This is a genomic window from Diaphorobacter ruginosibacter, assembly GCF_040396215.1.
In the GTDB taxonomy this organism is placed as follows: Bacteria; Pseudomonadota; Gammaproteobacteria; order Burkholderiales; family Burkholderiaceae_C; genus Diaphorobacter_A; species Diaphorobacter_A ruginosibacter_A.
Map to the genome: position 1 here is coordinate 1 of NZ_JBEBOW010000093.1, position 15614 is coordinate 15614.

Annotated in this window: 14 protein-coding genes; 9 read left to right on the forward strand and 5 right to left on the reverse strand. The window is 63.5% G+C overall.

The genetic code is table 11. From position 1 onward, the window contains the following. Positions 1–30: 30 nt before the first annotated feature. The 3 genes from proX to proV all read right to left on the reverse strand — a co-directional run bounded on the left by proX (position 31) and on the right by proV (position 3786). Positions 31–1023 (reverse strand): glycine betaine/L-proline ABC transporter substrate-binding protein ProX, encoded by a 993-nt coding sequence (gene proX / locus ABWP92_RS11945; protein ID WP_502907516.1) that lies wholly within the window; start codon positions 1021–1023, stop codon positions 31–33. A 129-nt stretch (positions 1024–1152) separates the two neighbouring features. Continuing rightward, on the reverse strand, positions 1153–2481 hold the full coding sequence (proW, locus tag ABWP92_RS11950; protein ID WP_353235606.1) for a glycine betaine/L-proline ABC transporter permease ProW: 1329 nt from the start codon (positions 2479–2481) through the stop codon (positions 1153–1155). A gap of 12 nt (positions 2482–2493) precedes the next feature. Continuing rightward, positions 2494–3786 (reverse strand): glycine betaine/L-proline ABC transporter ATP-binding protein ProV, encoded by a 1293-nt coding sequence (gene proV, locus ABWP92_RS11955; protein ID WP_353235607.1) that lies wholly within the window; start codon positions 3784–3786, stop codon positions 2494–2496. Positions 3787–4624: 838 nt separating this feature from the next. On the opposite strand from proV, the gene ABWP92_RS11960 reads away from it, so the two are divergent. The 6 genes from ABWP92_RS11960 (at position 4625) to ABWP92_RS11985 (ending at position 10939) form a co-directional block, all read left to right on the forward strand. Continuing rightward, positions 4625–5809: a CaiB/BaiF CoA transferase family protein gene (locus ABWP92_RS11960; protein WP_353235608.1), complete on the forward strand. Its 1185-nt coding sequence runs from the start codon at positions 4625–4627 to the stop codon at positions 5807–5809. 70 nt (positions 5810–5879) lie between these two features. Beyond that, a complete protein-coding gene (locus ABWP92_RS11965; protein ID WP_353235609.1) occupies positions 5880–6875 on the forward strand; it encodes a Bug family tripartite tricarboxylate transporter substrate binding protein in 996 nt (331 codons plus the stop codon). A 26-nt stretch (positions 6876–6901) separates the two neighbouring features. Then, the gene (locus ABWP92_RS11970; RefSeq protein ID WP_353235610.1) at positions 6902–7885 is read left to right on the forward strand and encodes a glycine/sarcosine/betaine reductase selenoprotein B family protein; all 984 of its coding nucleotides are present in this window, start codon (positions 6902–6904) and stop codon (positions 7883–7885) included. 251 nt (positions 7886–8136) lie between these two features. Continuing rightward, on the forward strand, positions 8137–10119 hold the full coding sequence (gene acs / locus ABWP92_RS11975) for an acetate--CoA ligase (RefSeq protein WP_353235611.1): 1983 nt from the start codon (positions 8137–8139) through the stop codon (positions 10117–10119). Positions 10120–10136: 17 nt separating this feature from the next. Beyond that, positions 10137–10310, forward strand: coding sequence for a hypothetical protein (locus tag ABWP92_RS11980; protein ID WP_353235612.1), 174 nt, complete (start codon positions 10137–10139; stop codon positions 10308–10310). A 125-nt stretch (positions 10311–10435) separates the two neighbouring features. Continuing rightward, complete coding sequence (locus ABWP92_RS11985; protein ID WP_353235613.1) at positions 10436–10939, forward strand: LapA family protein; 504 nt, start codon at positions 10436–10438, stop codon at positions 10937–10939. A gap of 147 nt (positions 10940–11086) precedes the next feature. Here the strand turns inward: ABWP92_RS11985 and ABWP92_RS11990 are convergent, their stop codons facing one another. Then, complete coding sequence (locus ABWP92_RS11990) at positions 11087–11392, reverse strand: c-type cytochrome (RefSeq protein ID WP_353235614.1); 306 nt, start codon at positions 11390–11392, stop codon at positions 11087–11089. A gap of 184 nt (positions 11393–11576) precedes the next feature. Here ABWP92_RS11990 and ABWP92_RS11995 point away from each other — a divergent pair, with 184 nt between their 5' ends. Both ABWP92_RS11995 and ilvD read left to right on the forward strand, forming a co-directional pair. Further along, positions 11577–11813: a TIGR04438 family Trp-rich protein gene (locus tag ABWP92_RS11995; protein ID WP_353235615.1), complete on the forward strand. Its 237-nt coding sequence runs from the start codon at positions 11577–11579 to the stop codon at positions 11811–11813. 383 nt (positions 11814–12196) lie between these two features. Next, the gene (gene ilvD / locus ABWP92_RS12000; RefSeq protein WP_353235616.1) at positions 12197–14065 is read left to right on the forward strand and encodes a dihydroxy-acid dehydratase; all 1869 of its coding nucleotides are present in this window, start codon (positions 12197–12199) and stop codon (positions 14063–14065) included. 140 nt (positions 14066–14205) lie between these two features. Here the strand turns inward: ilvD and bfr are convergent, their stop codons facing one another. After that, entirely contained in the window at positions 14206–14688 is a 483-nt protein-coding gene (gene bfr / locus ABWP92_RS12005) for a bacterioferritin (RefSeq protein ID WP_353235617.1), read from the reverse strand. Between the two features lie 119 nt (positions 14689–14807). Here bfr and lgt point away from each other — a divergent pair. Then, a partial coding sequence (gene lgt / locus ABWP92_RS12010) for a prolipoprotein diacylglyceryl transferase (RefSeq protein ID WP_353235618.1) occupies positions 14808–15614 on the forward strand: 807 nt, incomplete at its 3' end.

Below are 15614 nucleotides of genomic sequence, written 5' to 3' on the forward strand. Positions count from 1 at the left end.
CGCCCGTCGATCCATTGAGCGATCCGGTTTTCAGTGCCTGGCGGCGGCCAGGGACTGATCGATCCAGCCGTCGAACAGCTTCTGGTGCGCGCTGATCCAGGCGTTGGTGTGGCGTTCGATGTCGGCTGGCGAGTTCTGGCCTTGGCTCATCAGGAAGTTCTGCGCGTTGATGTCGTTCACCGGCAGCTTGATGATCTCGAACAGCCTGGCCGCAGCCGGGTTCTTCTCGGCCCAGGCCTTGTTGGCGACGATCTGCTGGTTGTTGGCGACGAAGCCGTAGTTCTTGCCGTTCGCCAGCTTGGTGTCGGTGCCGGCCTGTTCGCCGGGCAGGGCGGAGAAGGGCACTTCCAGCCACACCACGTCCTTGCCGGGCTTGAGCACGTTGCTGACCCAATAGGGCGTCCAGGTGTAGTAGAGAATGGGTTTTCCGGCCTTGTAGCGCGTGATCGTGTCGGCGATCAGCGCGGAGTACGTTCCCTGTTTGTGCGTGACGGTGTCGCGCAGCTTGTAGGCGGTGAGCTGATGCTCGATCATCGCCTCGCAGCCCCAGCCGGGCGTGCAGCCGGTCAGGTCGGCCTTGCCATCGCCGTCGGTGTCGAACAGGGCGGCGATCTTCGGATCGGCGAGCTGGCCGAGGTTGGTGATCTTGTGCGCGTCGGCGGTCTTCTTGTCGATCAGGTAGCCCTGCGCGGCATTGGCGGAGAAAACGCCCTTGCGAAACAGCTTGGCATCGCCGCCGGCGTTCTTGTAATAGTCGGAATGCAGCGGGTTCCAGTGGTCGGCCATGAAGGTGGCGTCGCCATTGGCCAGGGCGATGTGCGCGGTGGGATATTCCACCTCCTTGATCGGCAACACCTCATAGCCGAGTTTCTCGAGGCCCTTCATCACCAGCAGCGTCTGGAAGGTTTCCTCGGCGATCGAGCTCTTGAGCGGCTGCACCTTCACGCCCTTGCCGGGCAGGTCCGCGGCGATCGCCGACGCGCCGGCAAGAGCCAGGGCGCAGGCCGCGGCGCCTGCGCGCATCAGTCGGTTGAGTGCGTTGTTGCGTGGAAACATGGGTGTTTTCTCCTTGAAGTTTTCGGGTGAGGAACAATGCTTGGCGCCAGCTCCAGCGCATGGGGTTCCGTGCGGGGGAGGGCTTGCCGCACCTGGTCAGGCGGCTTCCTTGCCGACCATCGCGCCCAGGCTGGCGGCCGGCGGGTTGCGCCTGATGTCCTGGGGCGCGGCGGCCGTGGCGGAGGCGGGCGTGGCCGCCTGCGGCTTGCCGCGGAGCATGCGCACGGCGAACCCCGCCGGGCCGGTGTGCCACCAATGGGCGCCACCGCGCTTGGGCTCGCCCATGGCCTGCGTGATGCGGTCAAGCACGATGGCGAGCAGCACAATGCCCAGCCCGCCCACCGTTGCAAGACCCATGTCGAGGCGGCCGATGCCGCGCAGAACCATCTGGCCGAGGCCGCCGACAGCGATCATCGAGGCGATCACCACCATCGACAGCGACAGCATCAGCGCCTGATTGATGCCCGCCATGATGGACGGCATGGCCAGCGGCAACTGCACCTTCCACAGCAACTGCAGGGGCGAGGCGCCATAGGCGCGGCTGGCCTCGATCAGGTCGGGGCGTACCTGGCGGATGCCGAGATTGGTCAGGCGGATGAGCGGCGGGAGCGCGAACACGATGGTCACGATCACACCGGGCACATTGCCGATGCCGAACAGCATCACGACCGGCACGAGATAGACGAACGCGGGCGTGGTCTGCATCGCATCAAGGAAGGGGCGCGTGATGCGCTGGGCCCGGTCGCTGGACGCCAGCGCGATGCCGACAGGCAGGCCGATGATCACGCAGAACAGCAGCGAGGTCAGCACCAGCGCGAGCGTCACCATCGCATCGGGCCAGATGCCGAGAACCGCCACCAGCAGCAGGGAGACGGCGGTGCCGATGGCAAGCGCGCGACCGGCGAACTGCCACGCCAGCAGCGCGATGACCGCGATGAGGACGGGCCATGGCACGGCCAGCAGGGCGTCGGTCACGCCGTTCAACGTGGCGTCGATGGGCATGCGCACGCCCTGGAAGAAGGGCCGGAAGTGATCGACCACCCAGCTCAGGCCGTCGTTGATCCAGCCCTGCACGTGCTGGCCGCTGGAGGTAACCTGGTGCCATAGCTGGGCGATGCCGCCGTCGTCCGTCGGCGTTGCCGCGCCGCCGCCGGAGGCGGCGTCAAGCCAGTCGGTGCCGGCTGCAGGATCGGTGGATTCCGGGCTGGCCGCTGCCCATGGGTCAGCGTCGGCGCCAGCGGTTGCCGAAGATGCATCGGCGGCGCTGTCGGCCCAGGGGTCGGCGGATTCGGGAGCCTGGGACGAGGCGGCTTCCTGCGCCGTGCTCAGGCCGGAATCCGCTGGCACGGACTCCGCTGCCGCCCATGGATCCATCGTGCTGGCGCTGTCGTTCGTATTCTGTGCAAGGATGATGTTCTCACTCATGCATGGTCCTCCTTATTGTTGTGACGGGCTGGCGGGCGCGGCCGTGCCCGGCGTGGTGTGCGTATCGAGCGTGACTGGCGGGATTTCCCTTTGCGGCGGCGGCACGGGCGGCGTGTCGCGGTCCAGGAACTTGAGCATGGTGGTGCGGCTGATGACGCCGAGGTACTTTCCATCCTCGTCGACCACCGGCAGGGCGAAGGGATGGGCTGCGACCGGGCCGAACAGCTCCGCGACCGGCGTGCCGGCGGGAAGTGGCTGCACCTCGGGCAGGAATGCGTTTTTCAATCCGAGCGACCCGCGGTGGCCTTGCAGCGCGTCGCGCAGCGACTGCGACGATACGACGCCCAGGAAGCGCTTGCGCGCGTTCAGCACATAGGCGTAGTCGCGGTCGGAATCTTCGAGCAGGCGCAGCGCGGCGCGGCAGCCTCGGTTTTCGTGCTCGGACACCACGGTGAGCGCCTGGCGCGCGATGTCCGAGGCCTTGAACACGGCGGCGGCATCCACGCCGCGCACGAAATCGCGCACGTAATCGTCGGCGGGGCTGCGCAGGATCTCGTCGGGCGTGCCCACCTGCACCACCTGGCCATCCTTCATGATCGCGATATGGTCGCCGATGCGCATGGCCTCATCCAGGTCGTGCGAGATGAAAACGATGGTGCGGCGCTTGATCTGCTGCAGGCGCAGCAGCTCGGACTGCATCTCGGTGCGGATGATCGGATCGAGCGCGGAGAAGGCCTCGTCCATCAGCAGGATGGATGGGTCGGAAGCCAGTGCGCGGGCCAGGCCCACGCGCTGCTGCATGCCGCCCGAAAGCTCGTCGGGAAAGCTCTGGCCCCATCCCCCGAGCCCCACGAGCTCGAGCGCTTCCTGCGCGGCGCGCTGGCGTTCCGCGCGATCGATGCCCGAGAGTTCAAGGCCGAAGGCGGTGTTGTCCAGCACGTTCATGTGCGGCATCAGCGCGAATGACTGGAACACCATCGAGATGTCCTTGCGGCGCAGCGCGCGCAGCGCCCTGTCGCCGAGGGTGTTGATGTCCTGGCCGTCGACGACGATGCGGCCCGCCGTTGGCTCGATCAGGCGATTGAGCATGCGCACCAGCGTTGACTTGCCCGAGCCGGAAAGGCCCATGACGACGAAGATCTCGCCGGCTTCGATGGTGAAGTTCGCATCGAACACGCCGATGGATTGGCCCGTGCGGGCAAGGATCTCCTGTTTGCTCAGGCCCTGCTGGACGAGCGCGAGCGCGGTTTCCGGTTCATCGCCGAATACCTTGAAGACATGATCGATAACTACTTGTTTGGCCACGTTGTGGGTCCTTCCTGGTCAAGGCATCGCGGAGAAACATCCATGGACGGCCCCACGGCGCGGGCCGTGGGATGAATGGACGTTTTTCAGCGCTGCCTTCGGTTGAACTCACCCCGGCCGCCGGTGCGGCGGCCAAGGCACGATGGCTGAAGCATGGGCAACGCCCAAAAAGGCGTTGCGCGATAAACCGCTATTCCCTGATGCACTGTGAATGGAGATGTACAGGACCCGCAAGGCCCCACCACCTCCAGACGGAAGAGGGGCGGACACGATGGATGTGACCGGAGAGCGACCCGAATGGCGCGCGTGAGCGCTGCGCAAGGGTCTTGTATCGCGCCGGGAAGCGACCTCCCTGGGAGGACTTCCGCAATGGCGCTGGCGCTATTCAGCAGGTCTGCGAGACCTGATGACGCCGCTGGCATCAGGGCCGGAACTTCGGCCGAGTGCCGGATGCCATGTCCACGAAGTGAACCTTGATCCGACTGGGAAATTCGCCCTGCAAGGACGAATTACCTGCGTTGCAGGTTGTGAAACATTCGTTGATTATAACTATTCCGTCTTAAAAAAGCAAAGGTTTGATGGTCGGTTCCGTGCGAGTTTTCATTGATCCTGGTTCATTCATATGTCATCAGGTGATTTCCTTATGAGAATTGCTTCGTATTGCCGTCATCGTGACGTGGATAGATTCCACGAGACGACAGGGTTAACACGAGCAGGATTCGATTGACGTTTCCTGATCGATCCATACAATGAATATTGTGAAATGATGTTCCAATATTTAGAATAAATATTTGCAAGATCAGATAACCCGGCGTTGTCCGGCCAACCTCGCAAAGTCATGAACTCTCCTTTTCACGGTGTCAGGATTCTTGATTTCACGCGCTTTCTCTCGGGGCCTTATGCGACGCACCAGTTCGCATTGCAGGGTGCTGAGGTCATCAAGATCGAGCCGCCCGCGGGTGACGATGCGCGCACCATCACCGTGGACCGGGAACTGGCGGCGGACAAGATGGCGCCGGCCTTCATGGCCGTGAACAGCAACAAGAAAAGCGTGGTGCTCGACCTCAAGGAACAGGCCTGCGCGGATGCGGTCAAGCAGCTTGTGCGCAGCGCTGACATCGTGTGGGAGAACTTCCGCCCTGGCGTGATGGACAAGCTGGGCCTGGGGTTTGATGCGCTGCGCATGATCAATCCGAAGCTCATCTATTGCTCGATTTCCGGCTTTGGCCATACGGGGCCGGAATGCGCGGCGCCGGCATTCGACGGCAAGATCCAGGCCATGTCGGGCTTGATGTCCATCACGGGAGAGCCTGAACACGGGCCGATGCGCGCGGGTTTCGCCCTGTGCGACGTGCTCAGCGGGATGACGGCGGCTTTCGCCGTGGCGGCGGCGCTCTATCAGCGCACGCAGACCGGCAAGGGGCAGCATGTGGATGTTTCCATGCTGGATGCCAGCCTGAGCTTTCTGTCCACGCAGGTGGCCGACTACACGATCACCGGAGCGCCGCAGCGGCAGGCGGGCAATCTCTCCATGAGCCGCAAGCCGACGGCCGACCGTTTTCGCTGCGGCGACGGCTTCATCGTGCTGGCCGCGATGACGGAGCCGCAGTTCCAGCGTCTTTTCCAGGCGCTCGGCCGCCCGGACGTCCTCGCCGACGAGCGTTTTGCCGACTGGTTCAAGCGCTACGAGAACCGCGGCGCGCTGCGTGAAATCATCGAGTCGTCTTTTGGGGCCCGGCCGCCGTCCTATTGGGAGCCGGTGCTCAGCCGGGCCGATGTGCCGTGCGCGCGCGTGTTCTCCATCGAGGAGATCGTGGAGCATCCGCAGCCCGGCTCGCGCAGGGTGCTGCAGCAAGTTGGCTCGGACCTGGGCACGCACACCATGGTCGGTCCGGGGTTCCACCTGGGGGAGGAGGGCGGCGGGGTGATTCACTCGCCGGCGCCGCGCCTGGGCCAGCATACGCAGGAGGTGCTGGCGTCCCTCGGGAGCGAGGAGCCGGGCCGCGCGGCCCGCGCTGTCTGATCCCCGCGCATGAAGCATTTTGACGGTCACCGGTTTTCGTCCGCACTTTGGCAATTGAGGAGTCCTGTCGATGAGTCGTGAAATCCAACATCTGCTCTCTCGCCGCGAAGCGCTGCGCGCCGTCGCATTGGCGGCATGGGGCGCAACCCTGCTCAAGAACGCGTTTGCCCAGGGCGAGTTCGCGGGCAAGCCGGTGCGCGTGATCGTTCCTTTCACTCCGGGGAGCGGTTCGGACACGGCGGCCCGTTTTTTCGGCGAGCGCGCGGGCAAGCTGCTGGGGTCGAGCGTCGTGGTCGAGAACAAGCCGGGCGGCAACGGCCTGATCACCATATCCGCGGTGAAGGGGGCGCCCGCCGATGGCTTCACCATCTTGCTGGGCAACATCTCTCTGATGGTGGTGAACCCGGTGATGCTCAAGGACATTCCCTACGATTCGGTGAACGACTTCGTGCCGGTGTCGGGGCTGTACCGCGGGCCGGCCGTGTATGCGGTGGCGGCCAATTCGCCGATCAACTCCCTGGAAGAGCTGATCTCCCGCTCCAGGAGCGGCGCGGTCAGCGTGGGCACGTATTCGCAGGGTTATCAATTGGGCGCGGCCTATCTGGCGAGCCTGGCCGGAGCGAAATTCCAGGACATCCCCTATAAAGGACAGGCGCCGCTCATGTCGGACCTCATGGGCGATCAGGTGCAGGCGGGGCTGCTCGATTGGGGCGGCGCCGTCTCCAGCATCAAGGCGGGCAAGCTCAAGCCGCTGGCCATCACCAGCGTGGAGCGCCATCATGCGGTGCCCGAGCTGAAAACCGTCCGTGAATGCGGCTACCCGGAGTACGACCACTACAGCTGGGTAGGCTTCTTCGTGAAAAAAGGCACGCCCGAGCCCCTGCGCCAGGCGCTTGCGCAGGCGGTGGAGAAAATCAAGCAGACCGACGAGGCCAAACGCTTCGCGGACGAGAGCCTGGGGGGCGAGCTGATGCGGCAGTCGCCCGAGGAAGTCACCGCGCTGATCCAGCAGCAGATTCAGCGGTTCAGGGCCATCGCCCGGCAGGCTGGAATGGCGCAGGTCTGAAAAGCGCACCACTTGGAGATCGAACGATGAACGACAGTATCCACAGATTGCCGAGCGTTGAAGAGGCCAATGCGGAATCAGGCGAAAGCCTGGGCATGGCCAGCGCTGGCGATGTGCCTGTTCCCTACATCCAGCGCACGCGCGATTGGTATCTGGCGCTGGGCTACAACAATCCCTATCGCTATTCGCACTACGCGCGGGCGCCATTCACGGCCCTGAAAAAGCCGCTGTCCGAATGCGCCGTGGCGCTGCTCACCACCGCTGCGCCGTACCAGCCGGACAAGGGGCCGCAGGGTCCCGGCGCGGCCTACAATGCCGCCGCCAAGTTCTACGAGCCGTACATGGGCGACACCGCCGTGGACCATGATCTGCGTATCGCGCACGTGGGCATCGACCGCAAGCACACATCGATGGAGGACAGCAACTGCTGGTTTCCGCTGCCGCTGATGCGCGAGTTCGTGAAGGAAGGGCGCGTGGGCAAACTCACGAAGCACTTCCATGGCGTGCCCACCAACCGCAGCCAGCGTCACACATTGGAGGTGGACATACCGCTGATCATCGAGCGTTGCAAGGCGGACGGCGCGGACGTGGCGGTGCTGGTTCCCAATTGCCCGATCTGCCACCAGACCATGTCGCTCGTCGCCCGCGCCCTGGAGGCCGCGGGCATGCCCACGGTCATCATGGGGTGCGCCAAGGACATTGTGGAATATGTGGGCGTGCCGCGTTTCCTGTTCTCGGATTTTCCGCTCGGCAACGGCGCGGGAAAGCCGCACGATGCGGCATCGCAGCGCCAGACCCTGGAGCTGGGGCTTCGCGTGCTCGAGTCTGCTGTGGCGGCGCGCACCACGGTGCAGTCTCCCCTCGTATGGAGCGACAACTGGGAGTGGAAACTGGACTATTCCAACGTCGAGCGCGTGAGCGCCGAGGAGCTGGCGCGCATGCGCGCCGAGAACGATCGCGCCAAGGAAACCGCCAGGGAGCTGCGCGGCCAATTGGCGCAACCCGCCTGATCCTGACCCTGCGTTGATACGTGCTGCTTGAGCGGCAAGGCCCGTGCCGGCTGGCCCGGGCCTTTTCGTTTGACGCGCTTTTCGGTTCGTGCCGCAAGGCGTTCCGCGGGGCTCGGAAGGAGGCGGCGGCGAGTACGAAAGTCCTTGAAATACCGGGAAAACCCGAGGCGTTTTTCAATACCTGAGTCAGAGAAACGTAAGAGCCGCGTTCGATATTATCGGCAAAGTCAGTTCACTCAGGAGACAAGTTTATGAGCGCCATTGAGTCCGTTTTGGTGGAAAACCGTGTGTTTCCCCCTGCCGATAATTTTGTGAAGGCGGCCCGTGTATCCGGCATGGCGGGCTACCAGGCACTCTGCGACGAGGCCGAGAAAGACTTCGAGGGTTTCTGGGCCCGCCTCGCGCGAGAAAACCTGCAATGGGCCAAGCCATTCACCAGGACGCTGGATCAGTCGAACGCGCCTTTCTTCCAGTGGTTTGCCGATGGTGAACTCAACGCCAGCGCCAACTGCCTGGACAAACACCTCGGCACCCCCACCGAGAACAAGACCGCGATCATCTTCGAGGCCGACGACGGCGCGGTCACCAAGGTCACCTTCAAGGAACTGCTCGCGCGCGTCAACCAGTTCGCCAACGCGCTCAAGGCGCACGGCATCAAGAAGGGCGATCGCGTCCTGATCTACATGCCCATGACCATCGAAGGCGTGGTCGCCATGCAGGCGTGCGCGCGCATTGGCGCAACGCACAGCGTGGTGTTCGGCGGATTTTCCGCCAAGGCGGTGAACGAACGCATCGTGGACGTGGGCGCGGTGGCGGTGGTCACGGCCAACTATCAGCTGCGCGGCGGCAAGGAACTGCCGCTCAAGGCCATCGTGGACGAAGGTATCGCCATGGGCGGTTGCGAGGGTGTGAAGAACGTGTTCGTGTTCGAGCGCACCCCAACCGCCTGCGGCATGGTGGCGGGCAGGGACAAGACCTTTGGTGAAATCCTGGCGGGGCAGAGCAGTGAATGCGCGCCGGTCCCCGTCGAGGCCGAGCATCCTCTGTTCATCCTCTACACCAGCGGCTCCACGGGCAAGCCCAAGGGCGTGCAGCACGCCACGGGCGGTTATCTCCTGTGGGCGAAGGTCACCATGGACTGGACCTTCGACGTCAAGCCCGACGACGTGTTCTGGTGCACCGCCGACATCGGCTGGATCACCGGCCACACCTATGTCGCCTACGGCCCGCTGGCTGCTGGCGTCACGCAGGTGGTGTTCGAGGGCATTCCCACATTCCCGCATGCCGGCCGCTTCTGGGAAATGATCGAGCGCCACAAGGTCACTACTTTCTACACGGCGCCCACGGCGATCCGCTCGCTCATCAAGGCAGCGGATTCCGACGAGAAGGTGCATCCGAAGAACTGGGACAAGTCGTCGCTGCGCATCCTGGGCAGTGTGGGCGAGCCCATCAATCCCGAAGCCTGGATGTGGTACTACCGCAATGTGGGCGAGGAGCGCTGCCCCATCGTCGATACCTTCTGGCAGACCGAGACCGGCGGGCATGTGATCACGCCCTTGCCGGGCGCGACCCCGCTGGTGCCGGGCTCGTGCACGCTGCCGCTGCCGGGCATCGCCGCAGCCATCGTCGATGAGTCGGGCAACGACATGCCCAACGGGGCTGGCGGCATCCTGGTGATCAAGAAGCCGTGGCCCGCGATGATCCGCACGATCTGGAACGATCCCGAGCGCTTCAAGAAGAGCTACTTCCCCGAGGAGCTCAAGGGCTACTACCTGGCGGGCGATGGCGCGGTGCGCAGCGAAGACCGGGGATACTTCCGCATCACGGGCCGTATCGACGACGTGCTGAACGTCTCCGGCCACCGCATGGGTACGATGGAGATCGAGTCCGCGCTGGTGGCCAAGACCGACCTCGTGGCCGAGGCAGCGGTCGTGGGCCGTCCCGACGACGTGACCGGAGAGGCGATCTGCGCTTTCGTCGTGCTCAAGCGCGGCCGCCCGAGCGGCGACGAGGCCAAGGCCATTGCCGCCGAACTGCGCAATTGGGTTGCCAAGGAAATCGGTCCGATCGCCAAGCCCAAGGACATCCGCTTCGGAGAGAACCTGCCCAAGACCCGCAGCGGAAAGATCATGCGCCGCCTGTTGCGTTCGCTGGCCAAGGGAGAGGCCATTACCCAGGATACGAGCACGCTGGAGAATCCGGCCATTCTGGATCAACTGGCCGAAACCAACTGATCCACGGCGCGCTTCGCATGACGGCGGAGCGCTGCGGGTTCTCGAATCGCCAGCCTATTCAGGAAGACCAGCCGCGCTTCGCGGGGCTGGTCTTTTTTCTTTTGCTGCTCATCGCGCTTGATTCGCAAGACTTTGTCTCCGCGCCTGTAGGACTTCAGCGAAAAAAGCACGGTTTTCCGCGCTTGGGTTGATCTATGGGGTAAAACTGGTTTTCTGTCCCGGATGGCGCAGCATGTATTCTTCAATGCAGATCGAATGGTGGAACATCCCGCCGTCGTCCGGACATCGGACATTTTCTGTAAGAGGGGCAATACATATGAACCTGAGAACCGTTATCTTGCTGCTGATCGCGCTCGCCATCGCAGGGCTTGCCGCCCTGAATTGGGGGGCGTTGATGACACCTGCCACCGTATCGCTCGGCGTGACGGATGTGCAGGCGCCGCTGGGCGCCATCATGCTTGCGCTGACGGTGCTTCTGTGCATTTTCTTTCTGGCCTATGTGTTGAGTCTGCATGGCTCCGTTCTCATGGAGACGCGCCGCCACGTGAAGGAAATGGCCGCGCAGCGCGATCTGGCCGACAAGGCCGAGCTTTCTCGTTTCACCGAACTGCGCCAGTTCCTGGAAACCCAGCAGCGCCAGTCGCAGGATCTGTTCAACGCCAGGATGGATGCCATGGAGGCGCGCATCGCCGCGCGCACGCAGGAAGCCGAGAACGTGACGGCGGCCTACATGGGTCAGTTGGAAGATCAGTTGCGCAAGCATCCGGTCACGGCGGCGGCAAGCCCGTCGCACATCGATTCGCCGGTTGTGCGGCCCTGATCCGGCGGCCCTGCAGCGCATGCGCTGCATTGTCACAGGCAAAAGAAATGCCGCGCTGCGATGAAGGCAGCGCGGCATTTTTTCATTCATTTGCCCGCCCAGTGCGCCGGGTGGCGAAGAACCCGGCCAGGCGAGGGCGTCACCCGATCACTTGAGAGAGAGAACCCATGTGGCCAGCTTCTTGGCTTCGGCGGCATTCACCTGCGCATTGGCGGGCATGGGGACCGGACCCCACACGCCGGAGCCGCCCTTGACGATCTTGTCCGCGAGCTTGTCGGCCGCGCCAGCCTGGCCGGCATACTTCGCCGCGATTTCCTTGAAGGCGGGTCCAACGAGCTTCTTGTCCACAGAGTGGCAGGCCATGCAGTTCTTGGACGTTGCCATGGCCTGGTCGGCGAATGCCGGCGCGGCTACAGCGAGCGTCATGGCCAGGGTGATCAGGGTGCGCTTCATCTTTTTTCCTATCTTCCGTGGGTTACAGTTACAACTAATTAACGCGATTGTAGTGATCGAGGTTGATCGGGTTCGATGATCTCGTTCAAGAATTTCGAGCCTTGATGGAGTCCATGCTGCTTGTTGGATACGGGCTGCTCATGTGATTCACTTTTATCAAAAAGCATGTCAGGAGAAGGTTGCCATGTACACGCTGGTCCTGGGTATTGCGCTGGTCTTGCTCAAATATCTCGAAGTCAGCCCCGTCGTCAATTGGTCGTGGTGGTGGGTGCTTTCTCCTTTTGCCGTGACCGCGGCCTGGTGGGCCTGGGCCGATGCCTCCGGGTACAGCAAGCGCAAAGCCATGGAGAAGATGGATCAGCGCAAGCAGGAACGGATCGATCGGGCCAAGGCGTCGATGGGCCGCGGCCAGCGCCGCTGACCGCCCGACGGATTCTGCCCAAAGAATCCATCCCGTGGGATGGATTGCCTCGTGCCCTATGCGGCCCGTGTCGCCCTGCTCGTGAGCGCTCGCATCTCCTATTGCGAGGGTAGGGCTAAATCACCGGAACGGATAGGAATGGGGCGGTGCGACATAATTGGCGGATTCCGCCCGCAATGCGCCGAAGGCCGCCCACAAGGCAATGGGGTTTTTCGCACATCAGGGAAGAGGACCCGGTTACCCGCGGGCCTGAGTCAAGAAGGTTGATGGAATCCCGGAGCGCCTTGACGGCCCCGGTTTCTCCCCAGCCGGCAGCCATCCGTGAACCCATGGCGCATGGGTGGCGTGCAACGATTTTTTTCAGTTTTTCTTCCAACACCACGATGCCCGCATACCGTTCCAAAACATCCACCGCCGGTCGCAACATGGCTGGAGCCCGCTCGCTGTGGCGCGCAACCGGCATGAAAGACGGCGACTTCTCCAAGCCCATCATCGCGGTGGTGAACTCGTTCACGCAGTTCGTGCCCGGCCACGTGCACCTGAAGGATCTGGGCCAGCTGGTGGCGCGTGAAATCGAAGCCGCGGGCGGCGTTGCCAAGGAGTTCAACACCATCGCCGTGGATGACGGCATCGCCATGGGCCACGACGGCATGCTGTATTCGCTGCCCAGCCGCGAGGTGATCGCCGATTCCGTCGAATACATGGTGAATGCGCACTGCGCGGACGCGATGGTCTGCATCTCCAACTGCGACAAGATCACCCCCGGCATGCTGATGGCCGCGATGCGCCTGAACATTCCGGTCGTCTTTGTCTCCGGCGGCCCGATGGAGGCCGGCAAGGTGCGCCTGGCCATTCCGGCGCAGGATGGCGGCAAGACCATTCAGATCAAGAAGCTCGACCTGATCGACGCGATGGTCATGGCCGCCGACGACAAGGTGAGCGATGCCGATGTGGCGGAAGTCGAGCGTTCCGCCTGCCCGACCTGCGGCTCCTGCTCCGGCATGTTCACCGCCAATTCCATGAACTGCCTGGCAGAGGCGCTGGGACTGGCGTTGCCGGGCAACGGCACCGTCGTGGCGACGCATGGCGACCGCGAGCAGTTGTTCAAGCGCGCAGGCCATCTGGTGGTGGAGCTGTGCAAGCGCTACTACGAGCAGGAGGACGCATCCGTGCTGCCGCGCGCGGTGGGCTTCAAGGCGTTCGAGAACGCAATGACGCTGGATATCGCCATGGGCGGCTCCACCAACACCATCCTGCATCTGCTGGCGATTGCGCAGGAAGCCGGCATCAATTTCACGATGAAGGACATCGATCGCCTCTCGCGCTCGGTGCCTCAGTTGTGCAAGGTCGCGCCGAACACGAACAAATACCACATCGAGGACGTGCACCGCGCCGGCGGCATCATGGCGATCCTGGGCGAACTCGATCGCGCGGGCAAGCTGCACACCGATGTGCCCACGGTTCACTCCGGGACCATGAAGGAGGCGCTCAGGCAGTGGGACATTACCGTCACCGATGACGACGCGGTGAAGACCTTTTACATGGCCGGCCCCGCCGGGATTCCGACGCAGGTGGCGTTCAGCCAGAACACCCGCTGGCCCAGCCTCGACCTGGACCGCGCCGAGGGCTGCATCCGCTCCTACGATCATGCGTTCTCCAAGGAGGGCGGCCTGGCGGTGCTGACCGGAAACATCGCGCTCGACGGCTGCGTGGTGAAGACGGCTGGCGTGGACGACTCCATCCTGGTGTTCGAAGGCCCGGCCCACGTCGTGGAGTCGCAGGACGAGGCGGTGGAGAACATTCTTTCCGACAAGGTCAAGGCCGGCGACGTGGTTGTCGTGCGCTATGAAGGCCCCAAGGGCGGGCCGGGCATGCAGGAGATGCTGTATCCCACCAGCTACATCAAGTCCAAGGGCCTGGGCAAGGCCTGCGCGCTGCTCACGGACGGCCGTTTCTCCGGCGGCACGTCGGGCCTGTCGATCGGCCACTGCTCGCCCGAGGCTGCTGCCGGTGGCGCGATCGGCCTGGTGCGCAATGACGACAGGATCCGCATTGATATTCCCAACCGCACGATCAACGTGCTGGTGAGCGATGAAGAACTCGCCAAGCGCCGCGAAGAGCAGGCCGCCAAAGGCTGGAAGCCTGCCAAGCCGCGTTCGCGCAAGGTGTCCACGGCGCTCAAGGCCTATGCCAAGCTCGTGACATCGGCTGACAAGGGCGCGGTGCGCGACGTGACGCTGCTGGATGATTGATTGACGCGGCGGAGCGCCGCCCGCTTGGCGGCTGAATGCGGCCGCCCATGCGGGCTCTGCGAAGCGCGCGAGAAAAAAGGCATCGTGATGGAATCCTCACGATGCCTTTTGCTTTTGGCGTGAACAGGGTCAGGTCAGGGTCATGTATTGGTGGACGGGGCAGATTGCGTCTGCAGATAGTTCTGCAGGCCGATCTGCTCGATGAGGCCGAGCTGCTTCTCGAGCCAGTAGGCGTGATCTTCCTCGGTATCGCGCAGCTGGGACAGCAGGATGTCGCGGCTGACGTAGTCCTTGTGCGCTTCGCACAGCTTCATCGCGGATTGAAGGTTCTCGCGCACGCTGTATTCGGTCTGCAGGTCTTTCCCGAGCATCTCGACCACGGTATCGCCGGGCTCGAAGGCGTGTGGGCGCATGTCGGGCTTGCCCGAAAGCATCAGGATGCGGCGCAGGATGGCGTCGGCATGCGCCGTCTCTTCTTCCATCTCATGGTTCAGGCGTTCATACAGCCGCACGAAACCCTGGTCCTCGTATTGGCGCGAGTGAATGAAGTATTGGTCGCGCGCGGCAAGCTCGCCGCGCAGCAGTTCCTTCAGGCATTCGATGACTTCGGGTTGGCCTTGCATGATCTGACGCTTCCTGTGTTCCGGGCTTTAATGGTCCAAGTATCGCGCATACCTGCCCGAGGGAGAAGCCGGGAAGGTCAATTCCGATTGCGTCAAAGTGGATCGGCGCATGCGGCACAATGCCCGCCATGCTGATGTACCCGCATATCGACCCCGTCGCCCTGCAAGTTGGGCCGCTTGCCATCCACTGGTATGGCATCACCTATCTGGTGGCCTTCGGACTGTTCATGCTGCTGGGCGTGCTCCGATTGCGGCACGAACCCTACGCGTCGATGAGCGGCGATCGCGCCTGGACGCGCAAGGACGTCGAGGACATCCTGTTCCTGGGCGTCGTCGGCGTGGTGATCGGCGGGCGGCTCGGGTATTGCCTGTTCTACAAGCCCGGACACTATCTGGCCCATCCGCTCGAGATCTTTTTCGTGTGGCAGGGCGGCATGAGCTTTCATGGCGGCCTGCTGGGCGTTATCGGCTCGATGCTGTGGTTCGCGCGCTCGCGCCGCAAGCCGTGGCTGGAGGTGGCCGACTTCGTCGCGCCGTGCGTGCCGACAGGCCTGGCGGCGGGACGGATCGGCAATTTCATCAATGGCGAACTCTGGGGGCGTTTCTCCAGTCCGGACCTGCCCTGGGGCATGGTCTTTCCGCAAAGCGGGTCGATGCTGCCGCGCCATCCTTCGCAGATTTACCAGTTCCTGATGGAGGGGCTGCTGCTGTTCATCCTGCTGTGGCTCTATGCGCGCAAGCCGCGCAGGACCGGCGAGGTGGCGGCTGCGTTCCTCGTGGGGTACGGCGTTTTCCGTTTCGTTGCGGAATACTTCCGCGAGCCGGATGATTTCCTCGGCATCCTGTCGCTCGGAATGAGCATGGGGCAGTGGCTTTGCCTGCCCATGATCCTGGCGGGAGCCGCCCTGTGGGGTTGGGCGCACAGG

Coding starts and splice junctions, on each gene's coding strand:
- proX (WP_502907516.1), bottom strand. CDS start 1,023: ATGCGCGCAGGCGCCGCGGCCTGCGCCCTGGCTCTTGCCGGCGCGTCG.
- proW (WP_353235606.1), bottom strand. CDS start 2,481: ATGAGTGAGAACATCATCCTTGCACAGAATACGAACGACAGCGCCAGC.
- ABWP92_RS11960 (WP_353235608.1), top strand. CDS start 4,625: ATGAACTCTCCTTTTCACGGTGTCAGGATTCTTGATTTCACGCGCTTT.
- ABWP92_RS11965 (WP_353235609.1), top strand. CDS start 5,880: ATGAGTCGTGAAATCCAACATCTGCTCTCTCGCCGCGAAGCGCTGCGC.
- ABWP92_RS11970 (WP_353235610.1), top strand. CDS start 6,902: ATGAACGACAGTATCCACAGATTGCCGAGCGTTGAAGAGGCCAATGCG.
- acs (WP_353235611.1), top strand. CDS start 8,137: ATGAGCGCCATTGAGTCCGTTTTGGTGGAAAACCGTGTGTTTCCCCCT.
- ABWP92_RS11980 (WP_353235612.1), top strand. CDS start 10,137: ATGACGGCGGAGCGCTGCGGGTTCTCGAATCGCCAGCCTATTCAGGAA.
- ABWP92_RS11985 (WP_353235613.1), top strand. CDS start 10,436: ATGAACCTGAGAACCGTTATCTTGCTGCTGATCGCGCTCGCCATCGCA.
- ABWP92_RS11990 (WP_353235614.1), bottom strand. CDS start 11,392: ATGAAGCGCACCCTGATCACCCTGGCCATGACGCTCGCTGTAGCCGCG.
- ABWP92_RS11995 (WP_353235615.1), top strand. CDS start 11,577: ATGTACACGCTGGTCCTGGGTATTGCGCTGGTCTTGCTCAAATATCTC.
- ilvD (WP_353235616.1), top strand. CDS start 12,197: ATGCCCGCATACCGTTCCAAAACATCCACCGCCGGTCGCAACATGGCT.
- bfr (WP_353235617.1), bottom strand. CDS start 14,688: ATGCAAGGCCAACCCGAAGTCATCGAATGCCTGAAGGAACTGCTGCGC.